General features: G+C 56.8%; 17 protein-coding genes and 2 tRNA genes. 1 reads left to right on the plus strand and 18 read right to left on the minus strand.

Going from position 1 to position 19,772, the window contains the following annotated elements:
- From pnp to rlmE, 15 genes are all read right to left on the minus strand, one after another.
- Positions 1-1,931 (minus strand): polyribonucleotide nucleotidyltransferase (gene pnp / locus YA0848_RS14045; RefSeq protein WP_198731341.1); only part of this gene is annotated, 1,931 nt, incomplete at its 3' end.
- 193 nt (positions 1,932-2,124) lie between these two features.
- Positions 2,125-2,394, minus strand: a complete 270-nt coding sequence (gene rpsO, locus YA0848_RS14050; RefSeq protein ID WP_003177875.1) for a 30S ribosomal protein S15 — start codon at positions 2,392-2,394, stop codon at positions 2,125-2,127.
- Positions 2,395-2,509: 115 nt separating this feature from the next.
- Positions 2,510-3,427 carry a tRNA pseudouridine(55) synthase TruB gene (truB, locus tag YA0848_RS14055; protein WP_034100709.1) on the minus strand — a complete coding sequence of 306 codons (918 nt, stop codon included), beginning with the start codon at positions 3,425-3,427 and terminating at the stop codon, positions 2,510-2,512.
- A gap of 3 nt (positions 3,428-3,430) precedes the next feature.
- Positions 3,431-3,826 (minus strand): 30S ribosome-binding factor RbfA, encoded by a 396-nt coding sequence (rbfA, locus tag YA0848_RS14060; protein ID WP_034100712.1) that lies wholly within the window; start codon positions 3,824-3,826, stop codon positions 3,431-3,433.
- A 159-nt stretch (positions 3,827-3,985) separates the two neighbouring features.
- Positions 3,986-6,505, minus strand: a complete 2,520-nt coding sequence (gene infB, locus YA0848_RS14065; protein WP_034100714.1) for a translation initiation factor IF-2 — start codon at positions 6,503-6,505, stop codon at positions 3,986-3,988.
- A gap of 27 nt (positions 6,506-6,532) precedes the next feature.
- The gene (gene nusA, locus YA0848_RS14070) at positions 6,533-8,014 is read right to left on the minus strand and encodes a transcription termination factor NusA (protein ID WP_034100716.1); all 1,482 of its coding nucleotides are present in this window, start codon (positions 8,012-8,014) and stop codon (positions 6,533-6,535) included.
- A 47-nt stretch (positions 8,015-8,061) separates the two neighbouring features.
- A complete protein-coding gene (rimP, locus tag YA0848_RS14075) occupies positions 8,062-8,520 on the minus strand; it encodes a ribosome maturation factor RimP (protein ID WP_034100945.1) in 459 nt (152 codons plus the stop codon).
- Between the two features lie 140 nt (positions 8,521-8,660).
- Positions 8,661-8,720, minus strand: a tRNA-OTHER gene (locus YA0848_RS14080).
- A 96-nt stretch (positions 8,721-8,816) separates the two neighbouring features.
- Positions 8,817-8,902 (minus strand) — tRNA-Leu (locus YA0848_RS14085).
- 22 nt (positions 8,903-8,924) lie between these two features.
- The gene (secG, locus tag YA0848_RS14090) at positions 8,925-9,308 is read right to left on the minus strand and encodes a preprotein translocase subunit SecG (RefSeq protein WP_034100718.1); all 384 of its coding nucleotides are present in this window, start codon (positions 9,306-9,308) and stop codon (positions 8,925-8,927) included.
- 4 nt (positions 9,309-9,312) lie between these two features.
- Positions 9,313-10,068 carry a triose-phosphate isomerase gene (gene tpiA / locus YA0848_RS14095; RefSeq protein ID WP_034100720.1) on the minus strand — a complete coding sequence of 252 codons (756 nt, stop codon included), beginning with the start codon at positions 10,066-10,068 and terminating at the stop codon, positions 9,313-9,315.
- A gap of 66 nt (positions 10,069-10,134) precedes the next feature.
- Complete coding sequence (gene glmM / locus YA0848_RS14100; protein WP_034100722.1) at positions 10,135-11,472, minus strand: phosphoglucosamine mutase; 1,338 nt, start codon at positions 11,470-11,472, stop codon at positions 10,135-10,137.
- Between the two features lie 16 nt (positions 11,473-11,488).
- Positions 11,489-12,340, minus strand: a complete 852-nt coding sequence (gene folP, locus YA0848_RS14105) for a dihydropteroate synthase (RefSeq protein ID WP_047882053.1) — start codon at positions 12,338-12,340, stop codon at positions 11,489-11,491.
- Positions 12,341-12,348: 8 nt separating this feature from the next.
- Entirely contained in the window at positions 12,349-14,259 is a 1,911-nt protein-coding gene (gene ftsH / locus YA0848_RS14110) for an ATP-dependent zinc metalloprotease FtsH (RefSeq protein ID WP_034100726.1), read from the minus strand.
- Between the two features lie 200 nt (positions 14,260-14,459).
- Positions 14,460-15,110 carry a 23S rRNA (uridine(2552)-2'-O)-methyltransferase RlmE gene (gene rlmE, locus YA0848_RS14115; RefSeq protein ID WP_034100727.1) on the minus strand — a complete coding sequence of 217 codons (651 nt, stop codon included), beginning with the start codon at positions 15,108-15,110 and terminating at the stop codon, positions 14,460-14,462.
- 105 nt (positions 15,111-15,215) lie between these two features.
- Here rlmE and YA0848_RS14120 point away from each other — a divergent pair, with 105 nt between their 5' ends.
- Entirely contained in the window at positions 15,216-15,524 is a 309-nt protein-coding gene (locus YA0848_RS14120; protein WP_010206607.1) for a YhbY family RNA-binding protein, read from the plus strand.
- Between the two features lie 8 nt (positions 15,525-15,532).
- Here the strand turns inward: YA0848_RS14120 and YA0848_RS14125 are convergent, their stop codons facing one another.
- From YA0848_RS14125 to carB, 3 genes are read right to left on the minus strand one after another with little or no spacing between them, the layout of a single operon-like run.
- A complete protein-coding gene (locus tag YA0848_RS14125; protein WP_034115105.1) occupies positions 15,533-15,937 on the minus strand; it encodes a hypothetical protein in 405 nt (134 codons plus the stop codon).
- Positions 15,938-15,977: 40 nt separating this feature from the next.
- Positions 15,978-16,454 carry a transcription elongation factor GreA gene (gene greA, locus YA0848_RS14130; protein ID WP_034100946.1) on the minus strand — a complete coding sequence of 159 codons (477 nt, stop codon included), beginning with the start codon at positions 16,452-16,454 and terminating at the stop codon, positions 15,978-15,980.
- A gap of 2 nt (positions 16,455-16,456) precedes the next feature.
- On the minus strand, positions 16,457-19,678 hold the full coding sequence (gene carB / locus YA0848_RS14135; protein ID WP_034100733.1) for a carbamoyl-phosphate synthase large subunit: 3,222 nt from the start codon (positions 19,676-19,678) through the stop codon (positions 16,457-16,459).
- Positions 19,679-19,772: the final 94 nt, after the last annotated feature.

Below are 19,772 nucleotides of genomic sequence, written 5' to 3' on the forward strand. Positions count from 1 at the left end.
GGCAGGATGTTGACGAATGCGCCGAAGTCGACAATGCGCTCAACCTTACCTACGTAGATTTTGCCGATCTCAGCTTCTGCAGTGATGCCCAGCACGCGCTGACGTGCAGCTTCCGCAGCTTCCTTGGTTTCGCCGAAGATCTTGATCGAACCATCGTCTTCGATATCGATCGAGGCCTTGGTTTCTTCGCAGATCGCACGGATGGTCGCGCCGCCTTTACCGATAACGTCACGGATTTTGTCGGTGTCGATCTTCATCGCGATCATGGTCGGAGCGTTTTCCGACAGTTCGGTACGCGACTGACCAATGATCTGGTTCATCTGGCCGAGGATGTTCAGGCGCGCTTCAAGGGCTTGGCCCAGAGCGATTTCCATGATTTCTTCGGTGATGCCTTTGATCTTGATGTCCATCTGCAGCGCAGTAACACCTTTAGCGGTACCGGCTACTTTGAAGTCCATGTCGCCCAAATGGTCTTCGTCACCCAGGATGTCGGTCAGGACGGCAAACTTCTCGCCTTCCTTCACCAGGCCCATGGCGATACCGGCAACCGGCGCCTTCATCGGCACACCGGCGTCCATCAATGCCAGGGAAGCACCGCACACGGAAGCCATGGAGCTGGAACCGTTGGACTCAGTGATTTCCGATACGACACGGATGGTGTACGGGAACACGTCAGCAGCCGGCAGCATGGCCTGAACCGAACGACGGGCCAGACGGCCGTGACCGATTTCGCGACGACCCGCACCGCCCATGCGACCGCACTCGCCCACCGAGAACGGAGGGAAGTTGTAGTGCAGCATGAAGGGGTCTTTTTTCTCGCCTTCCAGGGTGTCCAGCAGTTGTGCGTCACGGGCAGTGCCCAGGGTCGCAACTACCAGTGCCTGAGTTTCACCACGGGTGAACAGGGCCGAACCGTGAGTCTTCGGCAGAACGCCGACTTCGATGTTCAGCGGGCGCACGGTACGGGTATCGCGGCCGTCGATACGTGGCTTGCCGTTAACGATGTTTTCGCGAACGGTGCGGTATTCGATTTCACCAAATGCAGCTTTGACGTCGCTGGCGGAAGGCTGGCCTTCTTCACCGGACAGCTTAGCCACCACCTGATCCTTCAACTCGCCCAGGCGAGCGTAACGGTCGGCCTTGACGGTGATGGTGTAGGCGTCGGAGATGGCAGCGCCGAACTCAGAACGGATGGTGCCCAGCAGTTCGGTAGCTTCGGCTTGCGGAGCCCAGGTCCAGGTTGGCTTGGCGGCTTCAGCAGCCAGCTCGGTGACCGCTTTGATAACGGCCTGGAATTCGTCATGGGCGAACAGTACAGCGCCCAGCATCTGGTCTTCAGTCAGCTCTTTGGCTTCCGATTCAACCATCAGTACGGCTTCCGAGGTACCGGCAACGACCATGTCCAGGCTCGACGCTTTCAGTTGCTCGTAAGTCGGGTTCAGCAGGTAACCGGTGCTTTCGTGGAACGCAACGCGGGCAGCGCCGATCGGGCCATCGAAAGGAATGCCGGAGATGGCCAGGGCAGCCGAAGTACCGATCATCGCAGCGATGTCCGGATCGGTCTTCTTGCTGGTGGACACGACGGTGCAGACAACCTGCACTTCGTTCATGAAGCCTTCAGGGAACAGCGGACGGATCGGACGGTCGATCAGTCGGGAAGTCAGGGTTTCTTTCTCGGAAGGACGACCTTCGCGCTTGAAGAAACCGCCAGGGATCTTACCGGCAGCGTAAGTCTTTTCCTGGTAGTGAACGGAAAGAGGGAAGAAGCCTTTGCTAGGGTCAGCGGTCTTGGCGCCAACAACGGTCACCAATACGGTAACGTCATCATCAACGGTAACCAGCACTGCGCCGGAGGCTTGACGGGCGATACGGCCTGTCTCGAGGGTAACGGTCGACTGACCGAACTGAAATTTTTTGATAACCGGGTTCACGGTGTCCTACCTTCTTTGTGGCTCTTGGGGAACTTGTCTTCTTGCGAAATTCTTGGGCAATGCCGGGAATCGGCCCGACGCTCGTCCAGGGTAAAACGTGTATCCAGATAAAACTTGAGGCTGGGAGCCTGCCATGGGCCAGCGGGATTCCACTGACACACGGCAGACAACCAACCTCTAGCGCAATCGCTTATTAGCGACGCAGACCCAGGCGACCGATCAGAGTCTGATAACGACCCAGATCTTTGCCTTTCAGGTAGTCCAGCAGCTTACGGCGCTGGTTTACCATGCGGATCAGACCACGACGGGAGTGGTGGTCTTTACCGTTGGCCTTGAAGTGACCTTGCAGCTTGTTGATGTTGTGGGTCAGCAGTGCAACTTGCACTTCTGGCGAACCAGTGTCACCAACAGCTTGCTGATAGTCAGCTACGATTTGTGCTTTTTCTTGAACGTCGAGAGCCATGAGGCAATCCTTTTTTCAGGAAACCACCCAAAGGGAAGTTTCAACAGGCCAGGGACAAATCCCTGTATCTAAAAATGAGTGTTGACCATGCCTGTTAACAGCCACACTCGTTCGGTCATTCTGACCGAATCAGTCGACGCGGCGCGATGCGCCCGTCTTCGCTCACTTCACCGATACCGATAAAGCGACCGTTGTGATCCTGTACTCGCACCATACCGAACTTCGGGGCATCCGGAGCGCGTACCGGTTGGCCGTTGAGCCAGTAGAACGCGCTGTGTTCCGAGAAGTGCAGCAATGGCCAATCCAGCAGCCCACTGTCCGATGGCATCAGGAAGCGATCAACCGCTTCATTACCGCCTTCGGCATGCACCGCTTCCAACTCTTCCAACGTCACCGTCTGGGCCAGACTGAAAGGCCCGGCCTGGGTGCGTCGCAGTTCTGCAACGTAGGCACCGCAACCGAGCTTTTCACCGATATCTTCCACCAGGGTACGGATATAGGTGCCTTTGCTGCAGTCCACGGCCAAACGCGCGGTATCGCCTTCACAGGCGAGCAATTCCAAGCGCGCAATAGTAACAGAACGCGGTTCACGCTCCACTACTTCACCCGCACGCGCCAACTTGTAAAGGGGCTGGCCATCACGCTTGAGCGCCGAGTACATAGGCGGTATCTGGCTGATTTCTCCACGAAAAGCGGGTAAAACAGCCTCGATATCAGCACGACCAACGGTCACGTCACGAACCTGCAGAACATCGCCTTCGGCGTCGGCCGTGGTAGTGGTCTTGCCCAGTTGCATCAGGGTTTCGTAACCCTTGTCGGAGTCGAGCAGGTATTGCGAGAACTTGGTGGCCTCGCCGAAGCACAGCGGCAATACGCCCGTAGCCAGCGGATCGAGACTACCTGTGTGCCCGGCCTTCTCAGCGTTGAGCAACCAGCGGACCTTCTGCAGCGCTGCATTGGAGGTAAAGCCAATGGGTTTGTCGAGCAGAATGATGCCGCTGACGTTACGACGAATACGTTTGACCTGAGCCACCGCTTACTCCTTGGCGTCTTCAGGTGCGGACGGGTGCTGGCTGTCTTCAGCCACGGCGCGCTCAATCAGTGCCGACAGATGCGCACCACGCACCACACTTTCATCGTAGTGGAAGTGCAGTTGGGGAACGCTGCGCAGCTTCATTTCACGGGCCAACTGCATGCGCAGGAAACCTGCTGCAGCGTTGAGCACCTTGATGCTTTGCGCTATTTCTTCGCTGTTATCCTGCCCCATCACGGTGATGAAGATCTTCGCGTGGCCCACGTCACGGCTCACCTCAACAGCGGTGATGGTGACCAGGCCAACGCGCGGGTCTTTGACTTCGCGACGGATCAGTTGAGCCAACTCTCGCTGCATCTGATCGCCGATACGCTGGGTACGGCTGTATTCTTTTGCCATGTCTTGTTACCTGTTACTGCCACACGGTGAAACCCGTGGGGTCTGAAAGCGGCAAACGCCCGGCCTGACAAAAGCCAGACCGGGCGTTGCGTTTAGAGTCCGTACGCGGTGCGGGGCATTTGCATACCCACTCGCCGCGTGGCTCCGGAAGTGCGCGAGTTAGAGGCTGCGAGCAACCTGAACCTTCTCGAAGACTTCGATCTTGTCGCCAACCTTGACGTCGTTGTAGCTCTTGACGCCGATACCGCATTCCATGCCGGCACGCACTTCGGAAGCGTCATCCTTGAAGCGGCGCAGGGATTCCAGCTCGCCTTCGAAGATAACGATGTCTTCACGCAGTACACGGATTGGGCGGTTACGGTACACAGTGCCTTCGACAACCATGCAACCGGCGATCGCACCGAATTTCGGCGAGCGGAACACGTCACGCACCTCGGCGATACCCAGGATGTTCTCCCGGACGTCGCTGCCAAGCATGCCGGTAAGGGCTTTCTTGACGTCTTCAATGATGTCGTAGATGACGTTGTAGTAACGCATGTCCAGGCCTTCCTGCTCGACGATCTTGCGAGCGCCGGCATCGGCACGCACGTTGAAGCCGAACAGTACAGCGTTGGAAGCCAGTGCCAGGTTGGCGTCGGATTCGGTGATACCACCGACACCGCCACCGACAACGCGCACTTGCACTTCGTCGTTACCCAGGCCGTTCAAGGCGCCGTTCAACGCTTCGAGGGAACCACGTACGTCGGATTTGAGGACGATGTTAAGCGTCTTCTTCTCTTCCTGGCCCATGTTCTCGAAGATGTTTTCAAGCTTGCCGGCGTGAGCACGGGCCAGTTTGACTTCGCGGAACTTGCCTTGACGGAACAGAGCCACTTCACGGGCTTTCTTCTCGTCGGCAACCACGCTCATCTCGTCGCCAGCGTCCGGGGTACCGTCCAGGCCGAGAATCTCGACTGGAATGGCCGGACCGGCTTCCTTGATTGGCTTACCGTTCTCGTCGAGCATGGCACGTACACGGCCGTAGTTCGAACCGACCAGAACCATGTCGCCTTGGCGCAGGGTACCGTCTTGAACCAGCACCGTCGCAACCGGGCCACGGCCCTTGTCGAGGCGGGATTCGACCACGACACCGCGGCCAGGAGCCGATGGTGTTGCGGTCAGTTCCAGAACTTCGGCTTGCAACAGAACGGCTTCAAGCAGTTCGTCAACGCCGGTACCCATTTTCGCGGAGACCGGTACGAATGGAGTGTCACCACCCCACTCTTCGGAAGTCACGCCATGAACCGACAGTTCGCTACGGATGCGATCAAGATCGGCGCCCGGCTTGTCGATTTTGTTCACAGCTACAACCAAAGGAACGCCAGCAGCCTTGGCATGCTGAACGGCTTCGATGGTTTGTGGCATCACGCCGTCGTCCGCCGCAACCACCAGGATCACGATGTCGGTCGCCTTGGCACCACGGGCACGCATTGCGGTAAACGCGGCGTGACCAGGGGTGTCAAGGAACGTCACCATGCCACGGTCGGTTTCAACGTGGTAAGCACCAATGTGCTGGGTGATACCACCGGCCTCGCCCGCAGCCACCTTGGCACGACGGATGTAGTCGAGCAGGGAGGTTTTACCGTGGTCAACGTGGCCCATTACGGTCACAACCGGTGCACGGGAAACCGCTTCACCTTCAAACTTCAGGGACTCGGCCAGGGAATCTTCCAGGGCGGTGTCGCTGACCAGGGTCACTTTGTGGCCCAGCTCTTCAGCAACCAGTTGAGCAGTTTCCTGATCCAGTACCTGGTTGATGGTGGCCGGCGTGCCCAGCTTGAACATGAACTTGATAATTTCAGCGGCCTTGACCGACATCTGCTGGGCCAGATCGCCCACAGTGATGGTCTCGCCGATCTTCACTTCGCGCACAACAGGGCCGGTTGGGCTCTGGAAACCGTGGGCGTTGCGTTTCTTCAGCTTGGCCTTGCCGCGACCACCGCGACGGAAGCCATCGCTCTCTTCGTCGGTAGTACGTGGGGCAACGCGTGGAGCAGGCGCTTTCTCTTTGACCGAAGCACGATGCGGAGCGTTTTTACGCTCGCCATCGCCGCCGCCGCGACGATTGTTATCGTCGGCACGTGGTTTGTCCGGACGACGGGGCTCTTCACGCTTACGGTCAGCTGCAGGGGCTGGTGCAGCGGCAACCGGAGCGGCCTCACGCACAGCTTCAACAGGTGCACTTGGCGCGGCAACCGCTTCAGTGGCAGCAGGTTGCGCAGCAGCAGGCTGGCGACGCGCTTCTTCTTCGGCGCGGCGCTTGGCTTCTTCTTCAGCCTTCTGACGTGCAGCATTTTCTACTGCGCGACGTTCTTCCAGTTCACGTTTGCGCTCGGCTTCGATTTCTTCCGGGCTGCGCTGTACGAAGACTTTCTTCTTGCGTACTTCAACGCTGATGCTCTTGCTACCCGCAACACGCAGGGTGCTGGTGGTTTTGCGCTGCAATGTAATCTTGCGCGGTTCTTCCACTTTCGCCTTGTGGCTGCTCTTCAAGTGAGTCAGCAAAGACTGCTTCTCACTATCGCTCACACCTTCATCGGCGGCGGTGTGCGGCAGACCTGCCTCACGCATCTGCTGCAACAGGCGCTCTACCGGTGTTTTGACCTCATCGGCCAGTTGTTTCACCGTGACTTGCGTCATGCACTTCTCTCCTCAGGCCGCGCCTAGTTACTCGAACCAATGGGCTCGGGCGGCCATGATCAACTTGCCGGCACGATCTTCGTCAATGCCGTCGATGTCGAGCAGATCGTCAATAGACTGCTCGGCCAGGTCTTCGCGGGTAATTACGCCGCGCACCGCCAGTTCCATCGCCAAATCCTTGTCCATACCCTCAAGCGAGAGCAGGTCTTCGGCCGGATGGGCGTCTGCCAGCTTTTCCTCAGTAGCGATGGCTTTAGTCAACAAGCGATCCTTGGCCCGAGCGCGAAGCTCGTTGACGATATCTTCGTCAAAGCCGTCGATGTTGAGCATTTCTTCCAACGGTACGTAGGCAATCTCTTCCAGGCTGGTGAAACCTTCATCTACCAGAACCTGTGCCAATTCTTCATCGACTTCCAACTCTTCGATGAAGTTGCGCAGGATGTCGCCGGTTTCAGCTTGCTGCTTAGCCTGGATGTCCGATTCGGTCATCACGTTCAGGGTCCAACCGGTCAGTTGGCTGGCCAGACGCACGTTCTGACCACCACGACCAATGGCCTGAGCCAGATTGTCTGCGCCAACGGCGATGTCCATGGCATGGGCATCTTCGTCAACGATAATTGCCGCCACTTCAGCCGGCGACATGGCGTTGATCACGAACTGCGCCGGGTTATCGTCCCACAGGACGATATCCACACGCTCACCGCCCAACTCACCGGACACCGCCTGAACGCGCGAACCGCGCATACCAATACAAGCGCCCTGCGGGTCGATACGTTTGTCCTTGGAGCGGACCGCGATTTTGGCGCGCGAACCCGGGTCACGGGACGCAGCCATCACTTCGATCAGACCTTCGGCAATTTCCGGCACCTCGATACGGAACAGCTCGATCAGCATTTCCGGTGCGGTACGCGACAGGATCAACTGAGGGCCGCGGTTCTCGGTGCGGATTTCCTTGAGCAGCGCACGCAAGCGCACGCCGACACGGAAGGTTTCGCGAGAGATGATGTCTTCACGGGCCAGCAACGCTTCGGCGTTGTTACCCAGGTCGACGATCACATTGTCGCGAGTTACTTTTTTAACGGTACCGGAGATGATCTCACCCAGGCGTTCGCGATAGGCGTCAACGACTTGAGCGCGCTCGGCTTCGCGAACCTTCTGCACGATGACCTGTTTAGCGGTCTGTGCAGCAATACGGCCGAATTCAATCGATTCGATCTTTTCTTCGACGACATCACCGACCTTTGCGCCAGGGTGCGTTTCAGCAACCTTGCTCGGCCAGGTTTCGATGGCCGGATCATCAAGATCGGCTTCTTCGACGACCGTCCAGCGACGGAAAGTCTCATAGGCACCGGTGTGGCGGTTAATTTCCACACGCAGATCAACTTCGTCTTCAAAACGCTTTTTGGTAGCAGTGGCCAAAGCCAGCTCCAACGCTTCAAAAATCACGTTTGCCGGTACGCCCTTTTCATTGGATACCGACTCAACAACCAGCAGTACTTCTTTGCTCATCGTACGCCTCGCCTTTCGCAAGCCATTGGATCCGCGGGATCCGCGTCTCAGTCAAAACTGGGAATAATGTTGGCCTTGTCGACCATATCGATCGGCAACAGGAACTCATGGTCTTCTACCTGCACCACGACGTCCTGCTCTTCTACACCGCGTAGAAGGCCCTGAAAGTTGCGTCGCCCTTCAAAGGGAGATCGCAGCTTGATCTTCACTTGTTCACCGACATATTTAGCAAACTGCTCGAGAGTGAACAGTGGGCGTTCCATGCCTGGCGAGGAAACTTCGAGGGTGTACTCAACGGAAATTGGATCTTCAACATCCAACACACCACTGATCTGACGGCTGACAATGGCACAATCGTCCACCAGCACGCCGCCCTCTTTATCGATATAAACGCGCAACATTGAGTGGCGACCTTGAGCCGAAAACTCAATACCCCAGCATTCATAGCCTAGGGCCACGACCACCGGGGCCAGCAAGGCCTGCAACTCTTCTAGCTTGCTCGACACCTGAACCCCCTCGTGCATGTATGTGCATGCTGTGCAAAATAAAAAAATGGGCGAAACGCCCATCCTTGAAACGCCGTCGAACAGCGGCGTTGAAAGTGTCCAGCTAACAAAAAGCCCCTTAAAAGGGGCTCCGCTAAAACTGGTTGCGGGGGCCGGATTTGAACCGACGACGACGAGCTACCAGACTGCTCCACCCCGCGACAAAGCTGGGGCGGAAGTATACGACCGATCCTTTACAGGGTCAATGTAACCTTCCACCTACAAGAAAGCCCGCAACAGCGGGCTCTCCTGATAATTGGTACCGAGAAGGGGACTCGAACCCCTACACCCTATGGGCACAACCACCTCAAGGTTGCGTGTCTACCAATTCCACCACCTCGGCAATACAGCGTTTAAAACCCTTCTTACTTCTGCTCTTGAGCTGGAGGTACGTCAGTCGCTGGAGTAGCCGACTTTTGCTCTTGAAGCACCGGGACATCATCAGAAGCCGGTTTTGCTTTAGGTACTTCTAACACTGCGGGATCTGGCAAACCTACTTGAGTCAGCATATGAGCTTTCTCTTTAGCAAAGTAACCTAACCCCAAGCTGGTTATGAAGAAACCGGCGGCAAGTATAGCAGTAAACTTACTAAGAAAGGTAGAGGAACCTTGGCTTCCGAACACAGTATTTGAAGCACCTGCACCGAAAGACGCACCAGCATCCGCACCTTTACCCTGTTGCAACAAAACCAGGGCAACTACGCCCAGGGCAGCCAACAGATGAAAAACGACTACGACTGTTTCCAGCATTTTTTCAGTTTCCCGCGGCGCGACAAATCGCACCGAACTCATCTGCATTCAGGGAAGCTCCACCAATGAGCCCCCCATCGATATCCGGCATGCCGAACAGTTCGACCGCATTGGCCGCCTTCACGCTGCCGCCGTATAGAAGACGCACACCTTGTGCGACTTCAGAATTCTCTGCCGCCAACTGAGCGCGGATGGCTGCGTGCACATCCTGCGCCTGTTGCGGTGTAGCAGTCAGCCCGGTACCAATGGCCCAGACCGGCTCATAAGCAATGACCGCCTTTGCAAACGCGCCAACGCCCAACTCTTCAATGATGCTGCCAAGCTGACGCGAGACAACCTCAAGAGTCTTGCCGGATTCGCGCTGCTCCAGGGTCTCCCCTATACACAACACAGGAACCAAGCCACATGCTTGTGCTGCTGCGAACTTGCGATTGAGGGTGCCATCCCGCTCACCCATCATCTGGCGACGCTCGGAATGCCCAACAAGCACAAATGAACATCCCGCGTCGACCAACTGACTTGGCGCAATCTCGCCAGTCAAAGCACCTTGCATGGCCTCCACTGCAGAATTCTGCGCGCCGACCTGAATCGACTTACCTTTCAAGCCATCAACCACCTGGGTGATATGCAAGCAAGGCGGGAAAACCGCAACATCAACACCGCTAGGCAAAGCCAAGTGACGAAGGCCATTGATCAGCTCAGCGACACTGGCGCGGGTACCGTGCATCTTCCAGTTACCAGCTACCATAGTGCGACGCATGCTGTACCTCGTCGGTCAAAGTGGGCGCAGATGTTACCCAACCACATCATCACTGGCAAGCCGAATTCAGGCGCAAACTTCAGTTACCAGTTTCGCCAGGTCTTCTGCATGGCCACGGACCTGTATTTCATCTTCCCCTTCGACCATGACACGCACCAGAGGCTCGGTCCCGGACTTACGCAACAACACGCGTCCACGGCCAGCCATCGCTTGGGTCACGCGCTCGCACGCTTCCTTAACAGCGGGGTGCTCGATTGGGTTTTCGCCACCGGCAAAGCGCACATTGAGCAGCACCTGCGGGCATTTACGCATGGCCTGACGCGCTTGAGCGAGGCTCTCTTCACGACGCCGCAGCGCAAGCAACACCTGCAATGCAGCGATAATGGCATCACCTGTCGTGGTGTGCTGGAAGCAGACAACATGCCCGGAGTTCTCGCCCCCCACCTGCCAATTTCGCTCCAGGAGCTCAGCAATCACATAACGGTCCCCAACATTCGCGCGAATGAAAGGAATGCCTAATTCCGCCAGAGCCAACTCAAGGCCCAGATTGCTCATCAGTGTCCCAACGACACCGCCCTGTAACTTGTTACGCTCATGCAGATCGCGAGCAATGATGAATAACAGATCATCACCGTCTACTACAGTACCGGTGTGATCCACCATCAACACACGGTCACCGTCGCCATCAAAGGCAATCCCCAGATCGGCATGCTGAGCCAAAACTGCGGCCTGCAATTGCTCCATATGAGTAGAACCGCAATTCTCGTTGATGTTCAAACCGTTAGGCTGGGCCGACAGCACTGTCACATCAGCGCCCAACTCCTTGAATACGCTTGGCGCCACTTTGTAAGTCGCACCGTGAGCGCAATCGACAACGATTTTAAGGCCAGCGAAATTAGTACTGCTTGGCACACTGCTTTTGCAAAATTCGATGTAGCGGCCCGATGCATCATTGATACGTGACACTTTGCCCAACTTACTGGACTCGACCACTGTCATGGGGGCATCCAGCAACTCCTCGATCATTAACTCGATTTCGTCCGGCAGTTTAGTGCCCTGCCCAGAGAAGAATTTGATGCCGTTGTCGTCGTGAGGGTTGTGAGAAGCGCTGATCACAATACCGGCCTCAGCATGAAACGTGCGCGTCAGGTAAGCGATCGCCGGCGTAGGCATTGGCCCCAACAACATCACATCCGCACCTGCAGCTGACAAACCAGCCTCAAGCGCTGATTCAAACATGTAACCGGAAATTCGAGTGTCCTTCCCCACCAGGATGCGGCACGCCCCCATACTGCGGAACGCCATGCCTGCCGCCCACCCCAACTTGAGCATAAAATCAGGAGTAATGGGAAACTCGCCGACCCGACCACGAATACCGTCGGTGCCAAAATATTTTTTAGTCATAAGTGCTCCATCATTCTTATTCGGCTGATTCTACCGCGGCAATCATACGCACCACGTCAACGGTCTCGGCGACATCATGCACGCGCAAAATCCGTGCACCTTTGGTCATGGCAAGCGCCGCCAGTGCAAGGCCGCCATACAGACGTTCGCCAACAGGACGATTCAACGCCAGCCCAATCATGCTCTTGCGCGACACCCCGACCAACAGGGGACGACCAAGGGCATGCAAGGACTCCATGTGTTTGAACAAACTTAAATTGTGCTGCAAAGTCTTGGCGAATCCAAAACCCGGATCCAGGATGAGCTGCTCCGGCGCTATTCCGACTGCCGCGCACTGAGCGATTCGCTCAGCCAGGAAACCCGTTACCTCACCTACCAGATCATCGTAATGGGGGTCGTCCTGCATATTCCCGGGCTCACCGAGCATATGCATCAGGCACACCGGCAATCCTGTAGCCGCAGCCGCATCCAAGGCTCCATCACGCCGTAGAGACCGCACATCATTGATCAATCCAGCCCCAAGTCGCGCGGTTTCGCGCATGACAGCCGGAGTCGATGTATCAACGGAGATGATCACATCCAGCTCACGTGCGATGCGCTCGACAATGGGAGCAACCCGCTCCAACTCCTCAAGTGGAGAAACTATACGAGCACCAGGCCGAGTCGATTCGCCGCCGACATCGATCAAGGTCGCACCAGCCGCCACCATCGCCTCGGCATGACGCAACGCTGCATCCTGCTGACTGAATCGGCCGCCGTCGGAAAAGGAATCGGGGGTTACATTGAGAATGCCCATGACATGCGTATGGGCCAAATCAAGAACCCGGTTGCCGCAAGGCAACCGGGTGGAGGACAACACAGAAGTCATTTCAAACCTTAGTGGTCAGCCGCAGGGCCGCCGATTGGGGTCTCAGGGCGTTCATTCTGAACAACGGGCGGAGTACCCGAGGTACCTGAACCACCCTCCCAGTCACGAGGCTCGCGCGGTGGACGACCCGCCATGATGTCGTCGATCTGATCAGCATCAATGGTTTCGTACTTCATCAGAGCATCGGCCATCGCGTCGAGCTTGTCGCGATTATCCGTGAGGATCTGCTTAGCAGTGCCGTAGCACTGATCAATGATGCTGCGCACCTCGGAATCGATCAGCTTGGCAGTCTCACCGGAGAAACTGGCATTTTGACCGCCACCACCACGCCCCAAGAACACTTCGCCATCTTCCTCGGCATACATAAGAGGGCCGAGTTTTTCGGACAAGCCCCACTTGGTCACCATATTTCGTGCAATCTGGCTGGCGCGCATGATGTCGTTGGAGGCGCCGGTGGTCACACCGTCAAAACCCAAAGTCATCTCTTCGGCAATCCGCCCGCCATACAGCGAACAGATCTGACTGATCAGCGCGCGCTTGGAGAGGCTATAACGGTCTTCCTCAGGCAGGAACATAGTCACGCCAAGTGCCCGGCCTCGTGGAATGATCGACACCTTGTAGACCGGGTCGTGCTCAGGCACAACGCGCCCCACAATAGCGTGACCAGCCTCGTGGTAAGCAGTGTTCTGCTTCTCTTTTTCGGACATAACCATGGATTTGCGCTCGGCGCCCATCATGATCTTGTCTTTTGCCAGCTCGAATTCTTTCATTTCAACAATGCGCTTGCCGGTACGCGCTGCAAACAACGACGCCTCGTTCACCAAGTTGGCAAGGTCGGCACCGGAAAAACCTGGGGTGCCACGAGCAATCACCGCAGGAGCAACGTCGTCGCCCATCGGCACTTTGCGCATATGAACTTTCAGAATCTGCTCGCGTCCACGAATGTCCGGCAGGCCAACCACGACCTGACGGTCGAAACGGCCTGGACGCAGTAACGCGGGGTCAAGCACATCAGGACGGTTGGTTGCGGCGATGACGATAATGCCGTCATTCATCTCGAAACCATCCATCTCCACGAGCAATTGGTTGAGCGTTTGCTCGCGCTCATCGTGACCACCGCCCATGCCCGCACCACGATGACGACCAACGGCGTCAATTTCGTCGATAAAGATAATGCACGGCGCATGCTTCTTAGCTTGCTCGAACATATCGCGAACACGGCTTGCGCCGACACCTACGAACATTTCGACAAAGTCAGAACCGGAAATCGTGAAGAACGGCACCTTGGCTTCACCAGCAATCGCCTTGGCCAGCAAGGTTTTACCAGTACCCGGAGGACCGACCATCAGCACACCGCGCGGAATACGCCCACCAAGGCGCTGAAATTTGCCCGGATCGCGCAGGAACTCGACGAGCTCGCCCACTTCCTCTTTAGCTTCATCACAACCGGCAACGTCGGCCAGAGTGGTTTTCACCTGATCTTCGGAGAGCAGGCGTGCCTTGCTCTTCCCGAAGCTCATCGGCCCACCCTTGCCTCCCGCGCCGCCTTGCATCTGGCGCATGAAGAACATGAACACAGCAATGATCACCAGGATTGGGAAGCTGGCTACCAATAGCTGGGTCCAGATGCTCTGTTGCTCCGGCTGCTTACCTTCAACGACGACATGGTTGTCCACCAGATCGCCGATCAGACCGTTGTCCTGGATTGCCGGACGAATCGTCTTGAAGCTGTCGCCATCGGTGCGTTTGCCGGTGATCACGTAGCCATCAACCGCTACGCGCTCGACCTTTCCATCCTTAACTTGCTGGATGAAGTCGGAATAGTTGAGGGTCTGCGGCTCGTTAGGGCTGGAGAAGTTGTTCATCACCGTCACCAGGACAGCCGCGATGATCAACCACAGGATCAGATTCTTTGCCATATCGTTCAATTAACTACCCTCTGAAGCAAGCTCCGCTGCTGGCGCGCGCTTCGCATGATATTCACCGACCTAACTTACTACATTACCTACAACTCTGGCAGGCACCGTCTGTAACCCTTTGTGAAACTTTGACTACACAATATTCGTAAAGCTTCATGACGAAAGCGATATAAAAAAACCTATCGACTCCGTTGAAACCTTCAAAGACGCTCATCACTCGCGGCGCCTTCGATGCCACGGAACCCTCGAGCCAACAGATATTGCTCGCGGGATCGATCCCTTGAGGAGTCCGGCTTGCGCATCTGCACCTTATCGAACAGCTTACGGATATTCTTGTGGTACTCGTCAAAACCTTCACCCTGGAAGACTTTGACCAGGAAATCACCGCCTGGGCGCAATACACGCCCTGCCAGATCCAACGCCAATTCACACAGGAACATGGCGCGTGGCATATCAACTGCCGGTAATCCACTCATATTGGGTGCCATGTCGGAAATCACAAGGTCCACCTGCGAATTTCCTACAGCCTCAAGGATCTCGGCCAGCACGGCATCCTGAGTGAAATCACCATGAACAAAGGTCACATCCGGGATGCTGTCCATCTCCAGGATGTCGGACGCGATCAACCGCCCCTGACCACCAATCAGACGACTGGCCACCTGCGACCAACCACCTGGGGCTGCCCCCAAGTCGATAACGCTCATGCCTGGCCGGAATAATTTATCCTTGTCCTGCAGCTCCAGCAGCTTATAGCTAGCCCGGGAGCGGTAGCCGTCCTTCTGCGCCTTTTTGACGTAAGGATCGTTGAAATGTTCTTTTAGCCAGTTAAGGCTGGTTTTGGAACGGGCCACGGGCCACCTCGAAAATAAAACGGGTCGTGATTAACTGGGCGGTCCCGGACTCGCTCGGGTAAACTGGCCGCCGCTTTTTACAAGATCAGACGCAGGGGTCAGATTATGCCGCTCACTCAAGAGCAGAAGAAACAGTACAAATCCATTGGCCACCATCTGAAACCAGTTCTGATTGTGGCAGACAACGGTTTGACTGAGGGTGTGCTAGCCGAATTCGAGCGCGCACTCAACGATCACGAACTGATCAAAATCAAGGTCAACATCCTTGATCGCGAAGCACGTCTGGCCGCCATTGCAGAACTGTGCAAAGTGGGCAAAGCAGATCTGGTTCAGGTTATCGGCAAGATGGCGCTGCTGTATCGCAAGAATTTCAGCGTCAACAAGCAACTGTCGAACGTTCATCGCTTCAAATGAGAAAAGAGTCAAGGGCGTGCTTTGCGCGCCCCGCCACTCCATCCCGGCGCAGGCTGCACAACTAGCACGAGCCCCGAGAAACCTAGCACAAGATAGCTGAATAGCCGCCAGCGCAACGCCTCAGGCAGCCAGAGATGCACGACGCAGTACATCGCGCAAGCATACAGCGCCATCAGCAGCAGTTGCCCTCGAATATCCCGCCACAAACTCTCCAAACCTTCAGCCTTGATCAACACCAATGCTTGAAGCAATACGCACGCTGCCGCAAAGCCCACCAGCAACGCACTGAGCATTCCGTCGAGCTCATCGATCAGCAACGGCGCCAAGCCAATCAAACCGAGTGCCGGCAGCACCCCAATATGGAGCAGCCACAAACCACCCACCCACAACATCTGAGTGAGTTGCCAGAGCATGGCGCCCGCCCCCAGCGGGGCACGACGCGGGCGCCGCCTTTCAGATGTGACGAACTTCGACAATCTCGTACTCGATCACGCCACTTGGCGTTTTGACGGCGACCACGTCACCCTCTTCCTTGGCGATCAAGGCACGTGCAATAGGCGAACCGACAGAGATTTTGCCCTGCTTGATGTCAGCCTCGTCCTCACCCACGATGTGGTAAGTCACGCTTTCGTCCGTCTCAACGTTGGCGATTTCGACAGTGGTACCGAAAATCACCTTGCCGGTGTGCGGAATAGTGGTCACATCGATGATCACAGCATTTTGCATGCGACCTTCGATATCACGAATCCGCGCCTCGACCATACCCTGCTGCTCGCGAGCAGCGTGATATTCAGCGTTCTCCTTCAAGTCACCCAGCTCACGGGCCGTACCGATGTCCTGGCTCAGCTTCGGACGTACGACCTTGGTCAGGTGGGCGTGCTCCTCTTCCAGGGCGCGAGCGCCCTGAACAGTCATTGGATATTTGGTAATGCTCATGCCTTCAATCCTGCATGTAGATCCTGCAAGCGACGAACGGTCTTTTCTGGACCGAACTTAAGTGCTTCACAGATAGCTTCGCCAGCAGCAATGGTGGTGGTGCAGTAAATCTTGTGCTGCAAGGCGTTACGACGAATGGAGTAGGAATCCGCGATCGACTGACGACCTTCGGTCGTGTTGATGATCAGAGTGACTTCGTCATTCTTGATCATGTCGACCACATGCGGACGACCTTCCGTTACCTTGTTCACGCGGCGCACCTTAAGGCCGGCAGCCTCGATCAACTTGGCAGTCCCTGCGGTGGCAACGACTTCGAAGCCCAAGTTGATCAGATCACGCGCCACGCCTGCAACCAGCGGCTTGTCGTCATCGCGAACACTGATGAACGCAGTACCGCCGGTCGGCAGAATTTCGCTGGCCCCCATCTGTGCTTTAGCAAAAGCCTCACCGAACGTGTCGCCCACGCCCATCACCTCACCGGTAGACTTCATCTCTGGGCCCAGGATCGGGTCCACGCCAGGGAATTTGGCGAATGGGAACACCGCCTCCTTCACGCTGTAGAAGTTCGGGATGATTTCTTTGGTGAAACCGATTTCTTTCAGAGTCTTACCGGCCATCACGCGCGCAGCGATCATGGCCAGGGACACGCCGATGCACTTGGACACAAATGGCACGGTACGCGAAGCTCGTGGGTTGACCTCGATGACGTAGATGTCTTCGCCTTGCAACGCCAACTGCACGTTCATCAGACCGACCACGCCCAACTCCAAAGCCATTTTCTTGACCTGGTCGCGCATCACATCCTGAATGTGCGCCGGCAGCGAGTAAGGCGGCAGCGAGCAAGCAGAGTCACCGGAGTGAACACCGGCCTGCTCGATGTGCTGCATGATCGCGCCGATCACTACGTCGGTGCCATCGCAGACCGCATCCACGTCCATTTCGATGGCGCAGTTGAGGAAGTGGTCCAGCAGCACCGGGCTGTCGTTGGACACTTTCACGGCATCGCGCAGGTAGCGCTTGAGTTCTTCTTCTTCGTAAACGATTTCCATCGCTCGGCCGCCCAGCACATAAGACGGGCGCACCACCAACGGATAGCCAATTTTGCTGGCCGCACGAATCGCTTCATCTTCGCTACGAACGGTGGCGTTTGGCGGCTGACGCAGGTTCAAGCGCTCAACCATTTGCTGGAAGCGCTCACGATCTTCGGCACGGTCGATGGCGTCCGGGCTAGTGCCGATAATCGGCACACCAGCAGCTTCCAGGGCACGCGCCAGCTTCAGCGGAGTCTGGCCGCCGTACTGAACGATCACGCCTTTAGGCTTCTCGACACGCACGATTTCCAGCACGTCTTCCAGGGTCACCGGCTCGAAGTACAGACGATCAGAAGTATCGTAATCGGTGGAAACGGTTTCCGGGTTGCAGTTGACCATGATGGTCTCGTACCCGTCTTCGCGCAGGGCGAGAGCAGCGTGTACGCAGCAGTAGTCGAATTCGATGCCCTGGCCGATACGGTTAGGACCGCCCCCCAGGATCATGATCTTGTCGCGACCCGACGGCGCCGCTTCGCACTCTTCCTCGTAGGTGGAGTACAGATAAGCGGTATCGGTGGAGAACTCGGCCGCGCAGGTATCCACGCGCTTGTAGACCGGGAAGATCTCCAGCTTGTGGCGATGAGTGCGCAGGTTCTTCTCGGTCACACCCAGCAACTTAGCCAGGCGCTGGTCGGAGAAGCCCTTGCGCTTGAGGCGGAACATCATGTCGCGGTCGATGCTGGCCAGACCCAGGGTCTTGACCTTCTCTTCTTCCTTGATCAGATCTTCGATCTGCACCAGGAACCACGGGTCGATCATGTTCATGCCGAAGATGTCTTCGACACTCAGGCCGGCACGGAACGCATCAGCGACGTACCAGATCCGCTCGGCACCCGGCACGGTCAGTTCGCGCTTGAGCACGCTCATGCTTTCCGGGTTGCTCAGATCGAGCTTCTCATCCAGGCCGCACACGCCGACTTCCAGGCCACGCAGGGCTTTCTGCAGGGACTCCTGGAAGGTCCGGCCGATGGCCATCACTTCGCCCACGGACTTCATCTGGGTAGTCAGGCGCGCATCCGCTTTGGCGAACTTCTCAAAAGCAAAGCGCGGCAGCTTGGTCACCACGTAGTCGATGGAAGGCTCGAAGGACGCTGGGGTCTTGCCGCCAGTGATGTCGTTCGACAGTTCATCCAAGGTATAACCCACGGCCAGTTTGGCAGCGACCTTGGCGATCGGGAAACCCGTGGCCTTAGAAGCCAGTGCCGACGAACGGGAAACACGCGGGTTCATTTCGATCACGACCATACGGCCAGTGTTCGGGCAGATCCCGAACTGAACGTTGGAACCGCCGGTTTCTACACCGATCTCGCGCAATACCGCCAGGGAGGCGTTACGCAGGATCTGATATTCCTTATCGGTCAGGGTCTGCGCTGGCGCCACGGTGATGGAGTCACCGGTGTGCACGCCCATCGGGTCGAAGTTTTCGATGGAGCAGACGATGATGCAGTTGTCTTTCTTATCGCGAACAACCTCCATCTCGTATTCTTTCCAACCGATCAAGGATTCGTCGATCAGCAGCTCTTTGGTCGGCGACAGGTCCAGACCACGGGCGCAGATTTCTTCGAATTCTTCACGGTTGTAGGCAATACCACCACCGGTGCCGCCCATGGTGAAGGACGGACGGATGATGCATGGGAAACCCAAGGTCTCGAGGACCGCATTGGCTTCCTCCATGCTGTGGGCGATACCGGAGCGCGGGCAGGCCAGGCCGATGGACTTCATGGCCTTGTCGAAGCGCGAGCGGTCTTCGGCTTTGTCGATGGTGTCGGCATTGGCGCCGATCATCTCTACGCCGAACTTCTCCAGAACGCCTTCGCGCTCCAGATCCAGGGCGCAGTTCAGGGCAGTCTGGCCACCCATGGTCGGCAGCAACGCGTCCGGACGCTCTTTCTCGATGATCTTGGCAACCGTCTGCCATTTGATCGGCTCGATGTAGGTCGCGTCAGCCATCGCCGGGTCGGTCATGATGGTGGCTGGGTTGGAGTTCACCAGGATGACGCGGTAGCCCTCTTCGCGCAGGGCTTTACAGGCCTGGGCGCCGGAGTAGTCGAACTCGCAGGCCTGGCCGATCACAATCGGGCCAGCGCCGAGAATCAGGATGCTTTTTATGTCTGTACGTTTTGGCATGGGTTTGTCACTCAAATCCGCAGGTCAGTCGGCAAGCCGTCTTGAACAATCTTTAGAGAGCCCGCGAGGGCCACCGGGTTTCGGGGCCGCCCGC

The sequence above is a fragment of the Pseudomonas sp. S4_EA_1b genome, assembly GCF_016307435.1.
Lineage (GTDB): Bacteria > Pseudomonadota > Gammaproteobacteria > Pseudomonadales > Pseudomonadaceae > Aquipseudomonas > Aquipseudomonas rhodesiae.